Here is a 14672-nt window from a genome sequence, read left to right on the forward strand (position 1 = left end):
GCCCCGTGGCGACCCTACTTCGGATCGGCCCCGTCGGCCGTGGCGTCCGACACCGGGGCGCCGACGGCCGCGGCGCCGGTGGGGGAGCTCTCGGCCCCGCCGGGCCGGTCCTCGGGACGGCGGCGCGGGCTGGCCACGAACTGCCCCAGGGCGACGCCCGCGGCCAGCGCCAGACCGACGGCCAGCGCGATCGTGATCGTCACCAATCCCTCGGACGGCCCCTCGATCGCCAGCTGGTAGAAGCCGCGGTAGGCGGCCAGACCGGGCAGCAGCGGGGTGACCCCGGCGAGGGTGACGACCATCGGCGGGGTCTGTGTGCCGCGCCGCAGCAGGCCCGCCGCGAGCCCGACGACCAGGGCCGCGGCACCGGTCGCGGGTACCTGGCCGAGCCCGGCGTTCTGCGTGAGCAGGCCGTAGACCAGCCAGCTCGACGCGCCGACCGCGCCGGCGATCGGCAACGACCGCAACGGTGCGTACCCGGCGAGCGCGTAGAACGCCGCCGCCAGCGCACCGGCGACCAGCGACAGCCCGAACTGGCCCGGTCCCGACGGCAGGTCCCCGGACACCTCGATCTGGGTCCCCATCGCGAGCCCCAGCTGCAGGCCGAGCACGACGCCGGTCAGCAACCCCGCCGACAGCAGTGAGATCTCGACCATGCGGGCGGCCGCGGTCAGGTAGTAGCCGGTCAGGGCGTCCTGCACGGTGGAGACCACGCTCAGCCCGGACAGCAGCACCGTGATGCCCGCCGCGACGATGTAGGACGCCCGGGTGCCCGGCGGGAACACCTCCAGCTGCACCAGCGCGACCGTCGAGGCGGTGACGAGGAAGCCGCCGACCACCTGCTGGAAGAACGCCGCGACCCCGCGCCGGGCCAGCAACCGGCCGATCCGGTCGATGATCGCGGTGGTGACGAACGCCGTCGTCGCGGTCAGCGGACCGCCGCCGAGCAGCAGGGCGATCGACGCGGCCAGCGCGGCCCAGCCGAACGTCGCCACCCAGCGGGGGTAGGGGTGCGGGTGCCGCACGACCTCCGACACCTTCGACGACGCCGCCCGCACGTCGAGCCGGCCCGCCTCGACGTCGCGGATGATCTCCTCGGTCTCGGCGAGGCGGGACAGGTCGAGCGTGCGGTAGCGGACCAACCGCATCGTCGTCACCGGCTGCGCGGCGTTGCCCCGGTGGCAGCACATGGTGATCGAGGTGAACGTGATGTCCACGTCGACGGCGGGCAGACCCGCCAGGTTGGCCAGCCGCAGCATCGTCGCCGTGACTTCGTCGACCGATTCGCCGGAGGACAGCTCGATCTCACCGATCCGCATGCAGAGGTCCAGGACCTCCTGCACACGGGCGTCGTCGGGGACCTGCGGGCCGAGCATGAGCATCGGCACCGTCGACGGACCCGGGGTGAGCAGCCGTTTCGCGTCACGCCGCAGCGCGCCGCGCAGTCGCCGTGCGAACCGGTCGGCCGTCGGCGTCTCCTCGGCCACGATCCCTCCATCCGTTCGTGCGGGTCCGGTGTCGCACACCAGGCTAGGGGCGGGCCGACGGGCGGCGACGGGCGACGGTCCACCTCACACCGTGCGACGGCCCGGCGGCCGGGAGGGTTGCGACACGGTCGGGGCGTTAGGCTGGTCGTGTTCGCCGGTGTAGCTCAGTGGTAGAGCAACCGCCTTGTAAGCGGTAGGTCGTCGGTTCGATCCCGACCTCCGGCTCCACGTCCGACCAGCGGTCCTCTCCGGGACGTCTCCGGCACGACCGCTCGCACGACTCCCCGTGGTCCAGGCCGGGGCAGGCCGGCCGCCGGCGTGACGCAGGGCCACGGGCGATTCGCGGGACGCCGGGTGGCAGGACGACTCTCCGGACCCGCCGGCACCGGTCTCCCCGGTCCCGAGGACCGACCGCTCGGCGATGGTCCACATCACAGCACCGACGCGTGAGGATCCCGCCCCGATCGCGTCCCACAGCTGTGGAACGGACCGAGGCATTCCGGGAGCGGTGGCCTCGTCCGCCGCCGAGGTCCCGGCACGCCAGGCGGCCGGGCCCGCAGGACGACGGGAGACAGGACATGACCACCCCGAACACCCCCGCGACGACGACCCCGAACCCGGCCGCGTCGGGCGCGCTGTCCTCCGGCCGGGGCAGCCCCCGGATCGCCGAGGCCGTGGTCGCCGCGATCGCAGGTCCGGCGGCCCGCGAGGTCCGCGGCGGGTACGCCCTCGGCGGCGGAGCGGCCCGCATCGCGTGACGGCCACACCGGGCCGGCCTTCGCCCCGGCCGCGACCCGGGCGCTGAGGTGCGCTGCCGGAGGAAACCCGCACCCGTGCCCTGCGGCGAGGCCGACGGCCACCTTTCCCGGCCGTCGGACGGACGGCCTGCGCGCCCGACGGATCGCCGCCCTGGTCCGTGCATCCGTTGCCTCCGCCGGACGGGCGGCCGAGATCGTCGTCGTGGTCGAGGGCTGCAGGTGCTCTCCGCGGCGCCGCACCGACCGGCCACCGCTCGTCCGTGTCGAGCTCGGGGTGGTTCTGCGGGCGATGCGCCCGGCCGCGGTCGGCCCACCCGGCGGACCCGGCATCACCCGATCACCGACGACGAGGTCGAGGAGGACCGAATGAGCGGGCATCATGCCGCTGACGTGTTGGTGGACAGGCCGGGCCCGGGCATCGTGGTGCTGCGGATCGTCGGCGAGGTCGACGCCGCACGCGTGCCGGAGCTGCAGCGCACGGTCATCGCGCTCCTGCCGGATCCGGCTCTGACCCGGTTGTGCGTGGACCTGACCGCGGTGGGCTACCTGGACTCCCATGGTGTGGACCTGCTGGTGCGCACCCACCGGCTCGCTCGTGCCCACGGGATCGACATGCGCGTGGTCGTGTCGGGGAACCGTGCACTCGAACGTCTCGTCGTGGTCAGCGGCGTCGAGCGCGTGCTGCATCTCGCCGACGACGTCACGCAGGCGATCGCACCTGACACGGAGCCGGCCGCGCACGACCGGGCGACCACCCCCACCGCGACCTGGACAGCTCGCGACGACGAGAGAGGAGAGGGCCCATGACCGACCCCCGACCAGAACATCCTGACCACCTCAGCGTCCCACTCGCCGACGCGGTACGGGGCTGTCCGGGCGTCGTCGACCTCCACGGCGGGCCCTTCGGGACCGTCGCCACCCATCTGCCGGGACGGCGAGTCGTGGGTGTCCGCCTCGGCGTCGACCCGGGCGCCGAGCGGACGGCCGCGGACGCTCGACGCTCCACGCATGTCGAGGTCCACGTCGTCGGTCGCCACCCCCATCCGATCGCCGAGATCGCCGACCAGGTCAGGGCCGCCGTCCGCGGGGTCATCCCCGACGCGGGGATCACGGTGACCGTCGAGGACTAACGGTGACCCGCCCGGTGCGCGCCTGAGCCACTGCTCCGCCGGGCGGGATGTGTCCGTGTGTACGCAACGATCGTCCGCATGTCCGTCGCCCCCGTCGCCGGCTCGGGGCGTCGGCGCTCTCGGCACCGCAGCAACGAGTTCCCGAGGCCGACAGGTCGGCGTCGACCATCCCGCCGGAGGTACGGAGCCACGTGGCGCACGACAGCCGGCCCCCCCCCGTCCCGGCGCGGCGTGGGCCCCGTCCCGAGCGGCTCGACCACCAGGCCGACGACTGGCTCGTCGGCAAGGCCCAGGAGGGTTCGCTCGACGCCTACGAGGCGCTCGTGCGGCGCCACCGCGACCGCATCTACCGGATCGCCCTGCGCATGCTCGGCAGTCCCGACGACGCCGAGGACGTAGCCCAGGAGGTCGTCATCCAGCTGTGGACGGCGCTGGCCGGGTTCGCGGGCACGAGCCTGTTCACCACGTGGCTCTACCGCATCGTGGTGAACCGTTGTCTGGGCACGATCAGGCGTCGCCGTGACGACACACCCCTGACCGACCCCGACATCGTCAGTTCGCCGGGCGCCGACGTCCAGGTGATGGCCCGGAACAGGCTCTCGGCGATGCTGGCGGCGGTCACCGACCTGCCACCCGAGCAGCGGGCCCCCGTCGTGCTGGTGGACATCGAGCAGCTGGGCTACGACGAGGCCGCCGCCATCCTCGGCGTCTCCGAACCGACCTTGCGCGGCCGTCTGTACCGAGCCCGCCGCCGGCTCGCCGACACCATGCGGGAGTGGGCATGACCGAGCACGACCAGCCCGACCACACCGACCGTCGGGATCGGGACACCCTCCCCTGCGGCACGTCGGTCGACGTGCTGCTCACCCAGGTCGCCGACGGCCGCGGTGCCGACCGTGACGTGCACCAGCAGGGATGCGTGCACTGCCAGGCGGCCCTCGCGGAGTACGACAGGCTCCTGTCACCCCTGCGCGACCTGGCCGCCGAGCAGGTGATCGCGCCCGAGGGGCCGATGGAGGAGGCGCTCGCGCGCATCCGCAGCGCGATCGACGACAGCGACTACGCCACCGTCCGTACCGCCGACGGGGTCACCCGCGTCGCCGCGCGGGTGGTCGTCGCCGCCGCGCGGCACTCCGCCGAAGGTGTTCCCGGTGTCCGCGTCGCCCTGAGCCGTGACCTGTCGGGCCACCGCGACTCGGACTCGGAGATCACCGCAGGCGTCGCCGGGGCGAGCACGGCCCTGGAGATCACCCTCGCCGCGGACTTCGGGCGCCCGCTGCACCAGCTCGCCGACGACGTCCGCCGCGCCGTGGTCGCCACGGTCCGTCACCTCACGGACCTCGAACCCGTCCAGGTGACCGTGCTCATCGACGACGTCTTCACCGAACCCTGAGGATCGCGGTGACGTACGCCATCCGGCGAGAGGCACGCACCACCCGCCCGATCGCGAGATCCCCGGTGAGCTGTCGACCGGGAGCGGACGGTCATGTCGTCGTCGCAGGTTCTGCTCACGGGGGTACGGGATCGAGCGAACGGCCCAGCCGAGGAGATACCCCCTCCCACACAGGGGGGTCAGCAGGGCTGTGCCGACATCCGTCACACGATGTAGTGGACCCATGACAACAGTCGACGCGGCCCCCGCCCCCACGAGGAGCGGGCCCCCACCCGTCCTGGACGGGAAGCGCCCGCCGGGAGAGATGTTCCTGGTGGGGCTGTTCGTCGTCCTGCCGACCCTGGCGCTGCTCGCGGCCGTCCCGCTCGCCTGGAGCGTGGGCTTCCTCGGCTGGACCGACGTCGTGCTGGCGTTCGTCCTCTACTACGTGAGCTGCCTCGGCGTCACGGTCGGGTTCCACCGGTACTTCACCCACGGCGCGTTCAAGGCGAAGCGCCCGCTGCGGATCGCGCTGGCGATCGCGGGCAGCCTGTCGCTGCAGGGCAGCGTGCTCGACTGGGTCGGTGACCACCGCCGGCACCACGCGTTCTCCGACAAGGAGGGCGACCCGCACTCGCCGTGGCTCTACGGCACCGGCCCGATGGCCCTGGTCAAGGGCTTCTGGCACGCCCACCTGGGCTGGCTGTTCCAGCGCGACCTGACCAACATGAAGCGGTTCGCCCCGGACCTGCTCGCCGACCGCGACATCGCCCGTGTCGACAAGGCGTTCCCGCTGATCGTCGTCGCGAGCCTGCTCGGCCCGGCACTGCTCGGCGGTCTCATCACGATGTCCTGGTGGGGTGCGCTGACCGCGCTGTTCTGGGCGGGCTTCGTCCGCGTCGCGGTGCTGCACCACGTCACCTGGTCGATCAACTCGATCTGCCACATCTGGGGCGAGCGCCCGTTCGCGGCGCGTGACCGGTCCGCCAACGTCTGGTGGCTGGCCCTGCTGTCCTGCGGCGAGTCGTGGCACAACCTGCACCACGCCGACCCGACCTGCGCCCGGCACGGCGTGAAGAAGGGCCAGATCGACATCTCCGCCGTGGTCATCCGCGGTTTCGAGAAGGTGGGCTGGGCGACGAACGTCCGCTGGCCCACCACCCGTCGCCTGGAGCGCCTCGCGGCGAAGTGACGACCGGCGGCGACGCCGACGGTGGCCCGTCGGCTTCGTCGCGTGCGAGGATCGCGGTGTGGCCACGACCTTCGCACTGATCTACACCTACACCGACGACACGGAGCTCCGGGACGCCACGCGTCCGGCCCACCGTGACTACCTGCGCCCCCTCGCCGAGGACGGGACGATGCTCGTCGCCGGCGCCTGGGCCCCGGGTGAGGACCCGGGCGGCCTGCTGATCTTCCGCGTCGAGGACCGGGCCGCGGTGCAGGCGATCGTCGACGCGGACCCGTTCTCCACGGCCGGCGTCGTCGCCCGCGCCGAGATCCGCGAGTGGGCGCCGCCGCTGGGCCCGCTGGCCGGGGCGCTGACCGGGCAGGCGTAGGCACCCTTCCCCCGCACCACGACGGCGGACGGCCCGGGACCATCCTCCCGGGCCGTCCGCCGTCGGCATTCCCCATCCCGGTCGGGCAGGGAATCTTGACAACTGTCCAGATTCCCGCCACGGTCGTCGCTGTCCGCAACGGTGCAGATCCGGGGAGCCGCGATGTCGCTGACCTTCTACCTCGACAAGGGCGCCTCCCTCGATCCCGCGGCCCCCTGCCTGACCCTCGACGGCACGTCGCTGTCCTACGGCGACGTCGTCGATCTCTCGCACGCCGTCGCGCGGGCGCTGCGACGCTCCGGCGTCGCGCCGGGGGACAAGGTCGGCATCCTCTCGGCGAACGACCCGACCGCGTTCTCCTGCGTGTTCGGCATCGCCCGCGCCGGCGCGGTGTGGTGCCCGATCAACCCGCGGAACGCGGCGGACGAGACCGCCGAGCTGCTCGACCTGTTCGACTGCACCACGCTGATCTACCAGCCCTCCTTCGACGGCCTGGTCGCCGAGATCGCCCCGGACCTCCCGCAGCTGACCACCCTGGTGCGCCTCGGCGACCCGGGCCCGGACGGGCGGGCCGAGGCCTTCGACGCCTGGCTCGACGCCGCCCGCGACGACCCGTCCGCCGAGGCGGCACCGCCCGACGAGATCGTGGCGCTGGTCGGCACCGGCGGCACCACCGGGCGTCCCAAGGGCGTGCTGCTGACCGACCGCAACGTCGAGACGATGTCGGCGATCACGCTGATGAGCTACCCGTTCGACGAGCGGCCGGTCTACCTCGCGCTGGCGCCGCTGACCCACGCCGCGGGCGTCCTGTGCTTCCCGGTGATGGCCCGCGGCGGCGAGGTCGTGATCATGGCGAAGCCCGACGTCGGCCGGTTCCTGGAGCTGATCGAGGCGCACCGGGTGACGCACACGTTCCTGCCGCCGACGCTGATCTACATGGTGCTCGGCCACGAGGCGCTCGACGCGACGGACCTGTCGTCGCTGCAGTGCTTCTGGTACGGCGCGGCCCCGATGTCGGTGGCCCGGCTGACCGAGGCGCTGGACCGGATCGGGCCGATGGCGCAGCTGTTCGGCCAGTCCGAGGCCCCCATGATGATCTCGACGATGTCGCCCGCCGAGCACCGTCGCGCCGACGGGAGCGTCGCCACCGAACGGCTGGCCTCGGCCGGGCGGCCGTCGCCGCTGGTCACCGTCGCGATCCTGGACCAGCAGGGGAGCCCGGTCCCGCGGGGTGAGCGCGGCGAGATCTGCGTCCGCGGCTCGCTGGTGATGGCCGGCTACCACCGCAACCCCGAGGCCACCGCGGAGGTGTCCGCGCACGGCTGGCACCACACCGGCGACATCGGCCTGCTCGACGACGACGGCTTCCTGCACATCGTCGACCGGGCCAAGGACATGGTCATCTCCGGCGGCTTCAACGTGTACTCCGCCGAGGTGGAGCAGGCTCTGATGGCGCACGACGCCGTCCGGGACTGCGCGGTGGTCGGCCTGCCCGACGAGAAGTGGGGCGAACGGGTGACCGCGGTGGTCCAGCCCCAGCCCGGTGCCGAGATCGACACCGAGGAACTGGTCGCGTTCGTCAAGGCGCGCATCGGTTCCGTGAAGGCCCCCAAGCAGGTCGAGCTCTGGACCGATCTTCCGCGCTCGACTGTGGGTAAAGTTCTGAAGAACGAGATCAGGGTCACACTCTCCCGTTAGCGACACTGTCATGCCGCAAGGAGGCAGCATCACATGAAGCTCGCTCTGTACCTCCCCAACTTCCGCGACCTCGTCACGGTCAAGGAGCTGGAGGACCTCACCGCGCTCGCCGAGGACCTGGACTTCGACTCGGTCTGGACGCTCGACCGGATCGTCGTCCCGGAGAAGTCCGACCGCCAGGAGCTGCAGTACTCCTTCGGCATGATGGACGGGCTGCCGAACGCCCTGCCGGTGTCCTCGCGCGGCAAGTGGTTCCAGGGCTACCCGCTGATCCCGTGGCTCGCCGCCAAGACCACCAAGGTCCGCATCGGGATGAGCATCATCGACACGCCGTTCCGCTCGCCCGGCGTCCTCGCCGCGGAGCTGGCGACCATCGACCACCTCTCCGGCGGCCGGCTGAACGTCGGCGTCGGCTCCGGCTGGATGCCCGAGGAGTTCGCCGCGGCCAGCGCCGCCCACATCTTCCCGAAGCGCCACAAGCACGTGCGCGAGTCGATCGAGATCATGCAGGGCATCTGGGACAAGAACGCCGACCACTACGAGTTCCACGGCGAGTTCGCCGACTTCGACGCCTGCGGCTTCGGGCACAAGCCGCTGCAGGACCCGCGCCCGCCGATCTTCATGAGCGGCCTCAAGGACCCGCTGCGCTCGGCGCGCCGGATCACCAAGTACGACCTCGACGGCTGGATCGGCATCCAGGACTCGCCCGAGGGCCTCGCCAAGTGGATCACGGCCATCGACGAGCAGTTCGAGGAGATCGGCAGCCCGAAGCGGGCCAAGGACCTCGAGATCTGCTCGATGATCTGGACGGTCATCACCGACGAGGAGGTCGACCAGACCGTCAACGGCGTCGCGTCGAACCTGCTGGTGGGCACCGAGAAGCAGCTCACCGACCGGCTCAAGGCGTACAAGGAGGCGGGCATGACCATGCCGCTGATCTGGCCGCCGTTCGCCGACGTCCCGGTGTCGAAGACGCTCGACGACCTCAAGCGGATCAAGAACGACATCATGCCGAAGGTGCTCGCCTCCTGAGCGCCCCGAGCCGGGTGTCGCCCGGCGATTCCGCCGTGGGCTGACCGCGGCACCGCACCGCAGCACCGCGTCGGCGGGTCCACCTCCCGGGTGGGTCCGCCGACGCGCGGGACGCCCCCACGGAGGAGACACCGATGACCGACGTCCTCTGGAGCCCGTCGGCGGAGCGCATCGAGCGGTCCGCGTTGCGCGCCTACCTGGACTGGCTGGCCGAGCGGGAGGGCCGCCCGTTCGACGATCACGACGCCCTGCACGCGTGGTCGGTCGCCGACATCGACCGGTTCTGGCGTTCGGTCGTCGACCACTACGACGTCGCGTTCTCGACGCCGTGGGAGCAGGTCCGCACCGCGGACGCCATGCCGCACACCCGGTGGTTCACCGGGGCCCGGCTGAACTGGGCCGAGCACGCGCTGCGCCGCGGCGCCGACGACGACCCCGCCCTGGTGTGCGTGCAGGAGGGCGGTGCGCCCGCCCGGGAGATCACCCGCGGCGGGCTCCGCCGGTCGGTCGCGGCCGCCGCCGGCTGGCTGCGCCGGGCCGGGGTGCGCCCCGGGGACCGGGTCTGCGCCTACCTGCCCAACACCGAGCACGCCGTGATCGGGCTGCTGGCCGCGGCCGCGGTCGGCGCGGTCTGGTCGTGCTGCTCACCGGACTTCGGCGCCGAGGGCACCATCGGCCGGCTCGCCCAGCTCGAACCGACCGTGCTCGTCGTCGCCGACGGCTACCACTGGAACGGCCGGGAGGTCGACCGCGCCGACGTCGTCGTGCGGCTGCGGGCCGAGCTGCCGACCGTGCGCCACGTCGTGGCCGTCCCCTACGTGTTCGACCGGCCCGCCCCCGAGGGCACGACGCCGTGGGACGAGCTGCTCGCCGTCGACGCCGAGCCGGAGTTCACGCAGGTCGAGTTCTCGCACCCGCTGTGGGTGCTGTTCACCTCCGGCACCACCGGCCTGCCGAAGGGCCTCGTGCACGGCCACGGCGGCATCACCCTCGAGGGCCTGAAGTGGTCCGGGCTGTACTGCGGCCTGCGGCCCGGCGAGCGCATGTTCACCTACACCTCCACCGGCTGGGCGCTGTGGAACATGCAGCTCGGGGCGCTCACCCAGGGCGCGAGCATCGTGCTCTACGAGGGCAGCCCCGGCCACCCGCCGGGTGCGGTCTGGGAGGTCGCCGCCCGGACCGGTGCCGACGTCGTCCTGATGGGGGCGGCGGTCGTCACCGCGACGGCGAACACCGGGGTGTCCCCGCGCGCCGAGCACGACCTGTCCCGGCTGCGGCACGTCATGGTCAGCGGCTCGGCGCTGCCGCCCGCCGGCTACGACTGGCTGTACTCCCACGTCAGCCCGGACATGCGGATCGACTCGACCAGCGGCGGCACCGACGTCTCCGGCTCGTTCGTCGGGGCGAACGAGTACTCCCCGGTCCGGGCCGGGCGGATCGGCGGCCGGCTCGCGGGCGTGGACTGCGCCGCCTGGGACTCCGACGGCGACCCCGTCGTCGACGAGGTCGGCGACCTGGTGGTCCTCCAGCCGATGCCGTCGATGCCGGTGCACCTGTGGAACGACCCGGAGGCCGAGCGCTACACCGACTCCTACTTCGACACCTGGCCCGGCGTGTGGCGGCACGGGGACTGGGTGACCCTGCACGCCGACGGCAGCGTCTCCATCCACGGCCGCTCGGACTCCACGCTCAACCGGCAGGGCGTCCGGCTGGGCAGCGGCGACTTCTACGACGTCCTCGACACGATGGAGGAGATCGACGAGGCGCTGGTCGTCGGCGTCGACCTCCCCGACGGCGAGTACTGGCTGGGCCTGTTCGTCGTCCCCGCGGAGGGGCACACCCTCGACGACGACCTGCGGGCCACGATCGTGTCCACCCTGCGGTCCCGGCTGACGCCGCGGCACGTCCCGGACGAGATCGTCGAGGCCCCCGCGGTGCCGCACACGCTGAGCGGGAAGCGGCTGGAGGTGCCGATCAAGAAGCTGATGGCGGGCCGTCCGCTGGAGAAGGCCGCGAACATCGCCTCGGTCGACGACCCGGACGCGCTGCGCTGGTACGCCCGGTTCGCCGCGGACCGGCGGGCGTAGCGGTGCGGCTGGGCGCGACGCTCGCGCACCTGTCCGACGCGCCGCCGTACCCGGTCGCCGGGTGGGCCCGGCGACTCGCCGGTGCCGGTTTCGCGCACCTGTGGGCGCCGGAGATCATCGGCCGTGGACGGCTGGTGCCCGACCCGTTCGTCGCGCTGGCCGTCGCGGCCGGGGCCACCGACGGCGTCGGCCTGTCGACGGGCACGGTGCAGGTCCCGCTGCACCAGCCGGCCGAACTGGCCCACCGGATGCTGTCGCTGCAGGCGGTCTGCGGGGACCGGCTCGCGCTCGGGGTGAGCCCCGGCTCGACCCGCGACGACTACGCCGCCCTCGACCGGGACCACCGGACCCGTTTCCGGACCTTCGACGAGAACGTCGTCCGACTGCGTGAGCTGCTGGAACGCGGCGGGGACGCCGACGCCCGGCTCGCGGACGCGCCCACCGCCCGGCCGCCGCTGCTGCTGGGGTCGTGGGGCGCGAACGTCGAGAAGGCCGCCCGGTCCTTCGACGGCTGGCTCGCCTCCGGCCACCGCACCACGCCGGACGAGATGGTGGACGCCCTCGGCCGCTACCGGGCGGCCGGGGGCGGTCGCGCGGTCGCCTACGCCCTCCCGGTGCCCGCGGGCGCCGACCTCGGCCGTCTGCGGGACGACCTGGCCCGCTACGCCGACGCGGGCTTCGACGACGCCGTCGTGGTCATCGGGCCGGGCGGCCCGGACCCCGACGGGGTCCGGGCGCTGCTGCCGTAGCCCGGTCTCAGCCGCGCTCGACGTGGGCGCGCACCGAGTCGCCGTCGTCGGAGAGCCAGCCCTTGCTCCGGGCGTAACCGAGCATCCCGGCGAGGTCGTCCTCCCAGTCCGGGCCGACCCGGCCCGCCGCCAGCCTGCGGACCGCGTCGACGCGCACCAGGACGTGCCCGCCGTCGTCGGCGACCTCGCCGAGACCGGTGCTGCGCACGGTGTCGGCGAGCGTGTCCTCGGTCAGGTCCGCGGGGGCGACGACATGGAAGCTCCGCACGTCATCCGGGTCGACGAGCTCGACGTCGCCGGGGGTGATCCGGAAGTACATGCACCGAGGCTAGCCCGCGGCGTGGCGCGGTGGACGGTGTCGCGTCGCCGGATCCGGCTCAGCCCGCGAGCTTCCCGGCGACGGTGACCACGCGGGTGGCGAGGTGGTCGAGAGCCGCATTGTCGGCCTCACCGAGCGGGGCGTCGTTGTCCGCCCCGGTCACGTGCGAGGCGCCGTAGGGGTTGCCGTCGACGAACTTGGTCGGGTCGGTGTACCCGGGCGCGACGACGATCCCGCCGAAGTGGTGGATCGTGTTGTACAGCGCGAGCAGCGTGGACTCCTGGCCGCCGTGCAGGGTCTGGCTGGCGGTGAACCCGGCGTAGACCTTGTCGGCGAGCAGGCCCTGGCCCCACTGCGGGCCGAGCGAGTCGATGAAGGTCTTCAGCTGGCCCGCGATGTTGCCGTAGCGGGTGGGCGAGCCGAACAGGACGGCGTCGGCCCACACGATGTCGTCGGCGGTCGCGGCGGTGACCTCGGGGGCGGCCTCGGCGTGCGCGGCCTGCGCGTCGGTGGCCTCGCGCTCACCGGTGGTCGCCTCGCGGGCGACGCGGCGCAGGCGCACCTCGGCGCCCGCCTTCTCGCCGGCCTGCGCGGCCCGGTGGGCCATCGCGTCGACGGTGCCGGTGGCGGAGTAGTAGACGACGGCGAGCTTGACGGTGCTCATGGTTCCTCCGGTAGATGTGAGGGGAGGAGCCCGGTACGGCACTGGACCCGGCTCGGTACCTCCGTCGCGTTCCCGGTGGGGGCGACCGGCATGCGTCCCGGTCACCCCCGTCACGCCGTCGGCGGACTCAGCCCTTCGAACCGCCGAACGCGTCCTTCACGTTGCCCGCGGCGTCCTTCAGCTTCTCCCCGGCGTCCTTCAGCGACGCCTTCGACTGCTCGGCCTTGCCCTCGGCCTGGAGCTCCCGGTCGCCGGTGGCCGCGCCGGCCTTCTCCTTGGCGACGCCCACGGCGTTCTCGGCCTTGTTCGTGACCTTGTCGGTGAACGACACGACTGCCTCCTCGATGGACTGGTCGTTCGAGGATGGTCGCCCCGCCGTCCGCACGCGGACGTGACACACGTCACTCAGGACGCGATGCGGTCCACCCGGTCGGGCACCGGGCCGATCCGGCCCCGTCCGTCGGTCCGGTGCAGCGCGGCGACGGCGTCGAGGTCGGCCCCGTCGAGGGTGAACCCGGCGAGATCGCGGTTGGCGGCGATGCGCCCCGCGTCGTCGGACTTCGGAACGGCGACGGTGCCCTGCTGCAGGTGCCAGCGCAGGACCACCTGGGCGGGGGTGACGCCGTGCCGGTCGGCGATCCGGGCCAGGAGCGGCTCGCCGAGGACCGCGCCGCGGCCCAGCGGGCTCCAGGCGCCGGTGACGATGCCCAGCGCGGCGTGCACCGCGCGCAGCTCCGGCTGCTGGTGGTGCGGGTGCAGCTCGACCTGGTTGAGCGCCGGGAGCCGACCGCCGAGCGAGCGGAGCCTGCGCAGGTGCGACGGTCGGAAGTTCGACACCCCGACCGCGCGGGTGCGGCCCTCGGCCAGCAGCTGCTCCATCGCCTCCCAGGTCGACAGGCAGTGCCTGAGGTCGTCGTTGGGCCAGTGCACGAGCAGCAGGTCGACGTGGTCGAGCCCCAGCCGGTCCAGGCTGCGCCGTGCCGCGCCCAGCGCGTCGGGGCGGTCGCCGTCGACGTTCCAGACCTTGGTGGTCACGAACAGCTCGGAGCGGGGCAGGCCGGAACCGGCCAGCGCGGCGCCGACGCCGGTCTCGTTCTCGTAGACGGCGGCGGTGTCGATGCTGCGGTAGCCCTGCGCGAGCGCCTCGGCGACGGCGGCGTGGGCGTCGCGGGACTCGGACACACCGAACCCGAGACGGGGCATGGCGACGCCCCCGTTCAGGAGCACGGTGTCGTCGGTGTGGGTCACCGGGAGGGTCCTCTCGACTGCGGGTGGCGACGGCGGCGTCGGAGGTGGTCACCCCGTCCAGCGTCCGGCCCGGCGCCGGTGTTCCCCGCGGTGGGCCGCCTCACGGCCCGTCCGGGGCCGCCGCGCGCTCGTCGATCCGGGCCTGGATGCCCGCGTCGGAGCAGAACCCGCGACCGTGCCGCTTGAGGCAGAGCAGCCCGAGCAGCCGGCCGGCGTCGTCGACGACGGCGACCCGCCGCCGCCCGGCGTCGGCCATCGCCGCCCAGGTCGACGCCAGGTCGTCGCCGGCGTGGGCCACCCGCCCGCCGAGCGTCCCCAGGGGCGCGGCGGGCTCGTCCGGTCCGGCCCCGGTCAGGTCGGCCCGGTCGACCACCGCGAGCAGCCGTCCCGCGTCGAGGACCAGCAGCGAGTGCACCTTGGGTCGCTCGAATGCCGCCCACGCCTGCGCGACGGTCGTCGCCGGTCCACAGGTCTTGGGGAAGGTGTGCATGGCCGCGGCCACGCGCACCCCGTCCGGTGCGGTGCTCGGTGCGGTGCTCATCGCGTCCCTCCCCTCTCCACGCGGGTTA

Annotated in this window: 17 protein-coding genes and 1 tRNA gene; 12 read left to right on the forward strand and 6 right to left on the reverse strand. The window is 73.3% G+C overall.

Translation table 11 applies throughout. From position 1 onward, the window contains the following. Positions 1-14: 14 nt before the first annotated feature. Positions 15-1487 (reverse strand): threonine/serine exporter family protein, encoded by a 1473-nt coding sequence (locus AC0GKK_RS17620; RefSeq protein ID WP_489882127.1) that lies wholly within the window; start codon positions 1485-1487, stop codon positions 15-17. A gap of 153 nt (positions 1488-1640) precedes the next feature. On the opposite strand from AC0GKK_RS17620, the gene AC0GKK_RS17625 reads away from it, so the two are divergent. The 12 genes from AC0GKK_RS17625 (at position 1641) to AC0GKK_RS17680 (ending at position 11872) form a co-directional block, all read left to right on the forward strand. Next, positions 1641-1715 (forward strand) — tRNA-Thr (locus AC0GKK_RS17625). A gap of 350 nt (positions 1716-2065) precedes the next feature. Further along, the gene (locus AC0GKK_RS17630; RefSeq protein ID WP_489882128.1) at positions 2066-2245 is read left to right on the forward strand and encodes a hypothetical protein; all 180 of its coding nucleotides are present in this window, start codon (positions 2066-2068) and stop codon (positions 2243-2245) included. A 366-nt stretch (positions 2246-2611) separates the two neighbouring features. Further along, complete coding sequence (locus tag AC0GKK_RS17635) at positions 2612-3052, forward strand: STAS domain-containing protein (protein ID WP_489882129.1); 441 nt, start codon at positions 2612-2614, stop codon at positions 3050-3052. After that, positions 3049-3375, forward strand: a complete 327-nt coding sequence (locus tag AC0GKK_RS17640) for an Asp23/Gls24 family envelope stress response protein (protein WP_489882130.1) — start codon at positions 3049-3051, stop codon at positions 3373-3375. The genes AC0GKK_RS17635 and AC0GKK_RS17640 overlap by 4 nt, the downstream gene beginning before the upstream one ends. Positions 3376-3566: 191 nt before the next feature. Then, positions 3567-4160, forward strand: coding sequence for an RNA polymerase sigma factor (locus AC0GKK_RS17645; protein WP_489882131.1), 594 nt, complete (start codon positions 3567-3569; stop codon positions 4158-4160). Beyond that, entirely contained in the window at positions 4157-4768 is a 612-nt protein-coding gene (locus tag AC0GKK_RS17650; RefSeq protein ID WP_405421350.1) for an Asp23/Gls24 family envelope stress response protein, read from the forward strand. The genes AC0GKK_RS17645 and AC0GKK_RS17650 overlap by 4 nt, the downstream gene beginning before the upstream one ends. A gap of 223 nt (positions 4769-4991) precedes the next feature. Then, entirely contained in the window at positions 4992-5939 is a 948-nt protein-coding gene (locus AC0GKK_RS17655) for an acyl-CoA desaturase (protein WP_489882132.1), read from the forward strand. Positions 5940-5997: 58 nt separating this feature from the next. Beyond that, positions 5998-6306 carry a YciI family protein gene (locus AC0GKK_RS17660; RefSeq protein WP_482638503.1) on the forward strand — a complete coding sequence of 103 codons (309 nt, stop codon included), beginning with the start codon at positions 5998-6000 and terminating at the stop codon, positions 6304-6306. A 162-nt stretch (positions 6307-6468) separates the two neighbouring features. Further along, positions 6469-8004 (forward strand): acyl-CoA synthetase, encoded by a 1536-nt coding sequence (locus AC0GKK_RS17665; protein WP_489882133.1) that lies wholly within the window; start codon positions 6469-6471, stop codon positions 8002-8004. A 33-nt stretch (positions 8005-8037) separates the two neighbouring features. After that, the gene (locus AC0GKK_RS17670; protein ID WP_346105796.1) at positions 8038-9036 is read left to right on the forward strand and encodes an LLM class flavin-dependent oxidoreductase; all 999 of its coding nucleotides are present in this window, start codon (positions 8038-8040) and stop codon (positions 9034-9036) included. Between the two features lie 134 nt (positions 9037-9170). After that, on the forward strand, positions 9171-11123 hold the full coding sequence (locus AC0GKK_RS17675) for an acetoacetate--CoA ligase (protein WP_489882134.1): 1953 nt from the start codon (positions 9171-9173) through the stop codon (positions 11121-11123). 2 nt (positions 11124-11125) lie between these two features. Next, positions 11126-11872: an LLM class flavin-dependent oxidoreductase gene (locus AC0GKK_RS17680; RefSeq protein WP_489882135.1), complete on the forward strand. Its 747-nt coding sequence runs from the start codon at positions 11126-11128 to the stop codon at positions 11870-11872. Between the two features lie 7 nt (positions 11873-11879). On the opposite strand, the gene AC0GKK_RS17685 is transcribed toward AC0GKK_RS17680, so the two are convergent. The 5 genes from AC0GKK_RS17685 to AC0GKK_RS17705 form a co-directional block, all read right to left on the reverse strand. Then, positions 11880-12191: a hypothetical protein gene (locus AC0GKK_RS17685; RefSeq protein WP_489882136.1), complete on the reverse strand. Its 312-nt coding sequence runs from the start codon at positions 12189-12191 to the stop codon at positions 11880-11882. Between the two features lie 58 nt (positions 12192-12249). Then, on the reverse strand, positions 12250-12855 hold the full coding sequence (locus AC0GKK_RS17690) for an NAD(P)H-dependent oxidoreductase (RefSeq protein ID WP_308817178.1): 606 nt from the start codon (positions 12853-12855) through the stop codon (positions 12250-12252). Positions 12856-12982: 127 nt separating this feature from the next. After that, the gene (locus AC0GKK_RS17695; protein ID WP_346105788.1) at positions 12983-13186 is read right to left on the reverse strand and encodes a CsbD family protein; all 204 of its coding nucleotides are present in this window, start codon (positions 13184-13186) and stop codon (positions 12983-12985) included. Between the two features lie 74 nt (positions 13187-13260). Further along, entirely contained in the window at positions 13261-14058 is a 798-nt protein-coding gene (locus tag AC0GKK_RS17700; RefSeq protein ID WP_489884032.1) for an aldo/keto reductase, read from the reverse strand. Positions 14059-14203: 145 nt separating this feature from the next. Next, positions 14204-14644 (reverse strand): CBS domain-containing protein, encoded by a 441-nt coding sequence (locus tag AC0GKK_RS17705; protein WP_073576711.1) that lies wholly within the window; start codon positions 14642-14644, stop codon positions 14204-14206. Positions 14645-14672 lie beyond the last annotated feature (28 nt).

The organism is Pseudonocardia sp. P-1, assembly GCF_058111925.1.

Bases quoted from the DNA above. Each gene is read 5' to 3' on its own strand.
- AC0GKK_RS17630 (WP_489882128.1), top strand. From the start codon at position 2,066: ATGACCACCCCGAACACCCCCGCGACGACGACCCCGAACCCGGCCGCG.
- AC0GKK_RS17635 (WP_489882129.1), top strand. From the start codon at position 2,612: ATGAGCGGGCATCATGCCGCTGACGTGTTGGTGGACAGGCCGGGCCCG.
- AC0GKK_RS17640 (WP_489882130.1), top strand. From the start codon at position 3,049: ATGACCGACCCCCGACCAGAACATCCTGACCACCTCAGCGTCCCACTC.
- AC0GKK_RS17650 (WP_405421350.1), top strand. From the start codon at position 4,157: ATGACCGAGCACGACCAGCCCGACCACACCGACCGTCGGGATCGGGAC.
- AC0GKK_RS17655 (WP_489882132.1), top strand. From the start codon at position 4,992: ATGACAACAGTCGACGCGGCCCCCGCCCCCACGAGGAGCGGGCCCCCA.
- AC0GKK_RS17665 (WP_489882133.1), top strand. From the start codon at position 6,469: ATGTCGCTGACCTTCTACCTCGACAAGGGCGCCTCCCTCGATCCCGCG.
- AC0GKK_RS17670 (WP_346105796.1), top strand. From the start codon at position 8,038: ATGAAGCTCGCTCTGTACCTCCCCAACTTCCGCGACCTCGTCACGGTC.
- AC0GKK_RS17675 (WP_489882134.1), top strand. From the start codon at position 9,171: ATGACCGACGTCCTCTGGAGCCCGTCGGCGGAGCGCATCGAGCGGTCC.
- AC0GKK_RS17685 (WP_489882136.1), bottom strand. From the start codon at position 12,191: ATGTACTTCCGGATCACCCCCGGCGACGTCGAGCTCGTCGACCCGGAT.
- AC0GKK_RS17690 (WP_308817178.1), bottom strand. From the start codon at position 12,855: ATGAGCACCGTCAAGCTCGCCGTCGTCTACTACTCCGCCACCGGCACC.
- AC0GKK_RS17700 (WP_489884032.1), bottom strand. From the start codon at position 14,058: ATGCCCCGTCTCGGGTTCGGTGTGTCCGAGTCCCGCGACGCCCACGCC.
- AC0GKK_RS17705 (WP_073576711.1), bottom strand. From the start codon at position 14,644: ATGAGCACCGCACCGAGCACCGCACCGGACGGGGTGCGCGTGGCCGCG.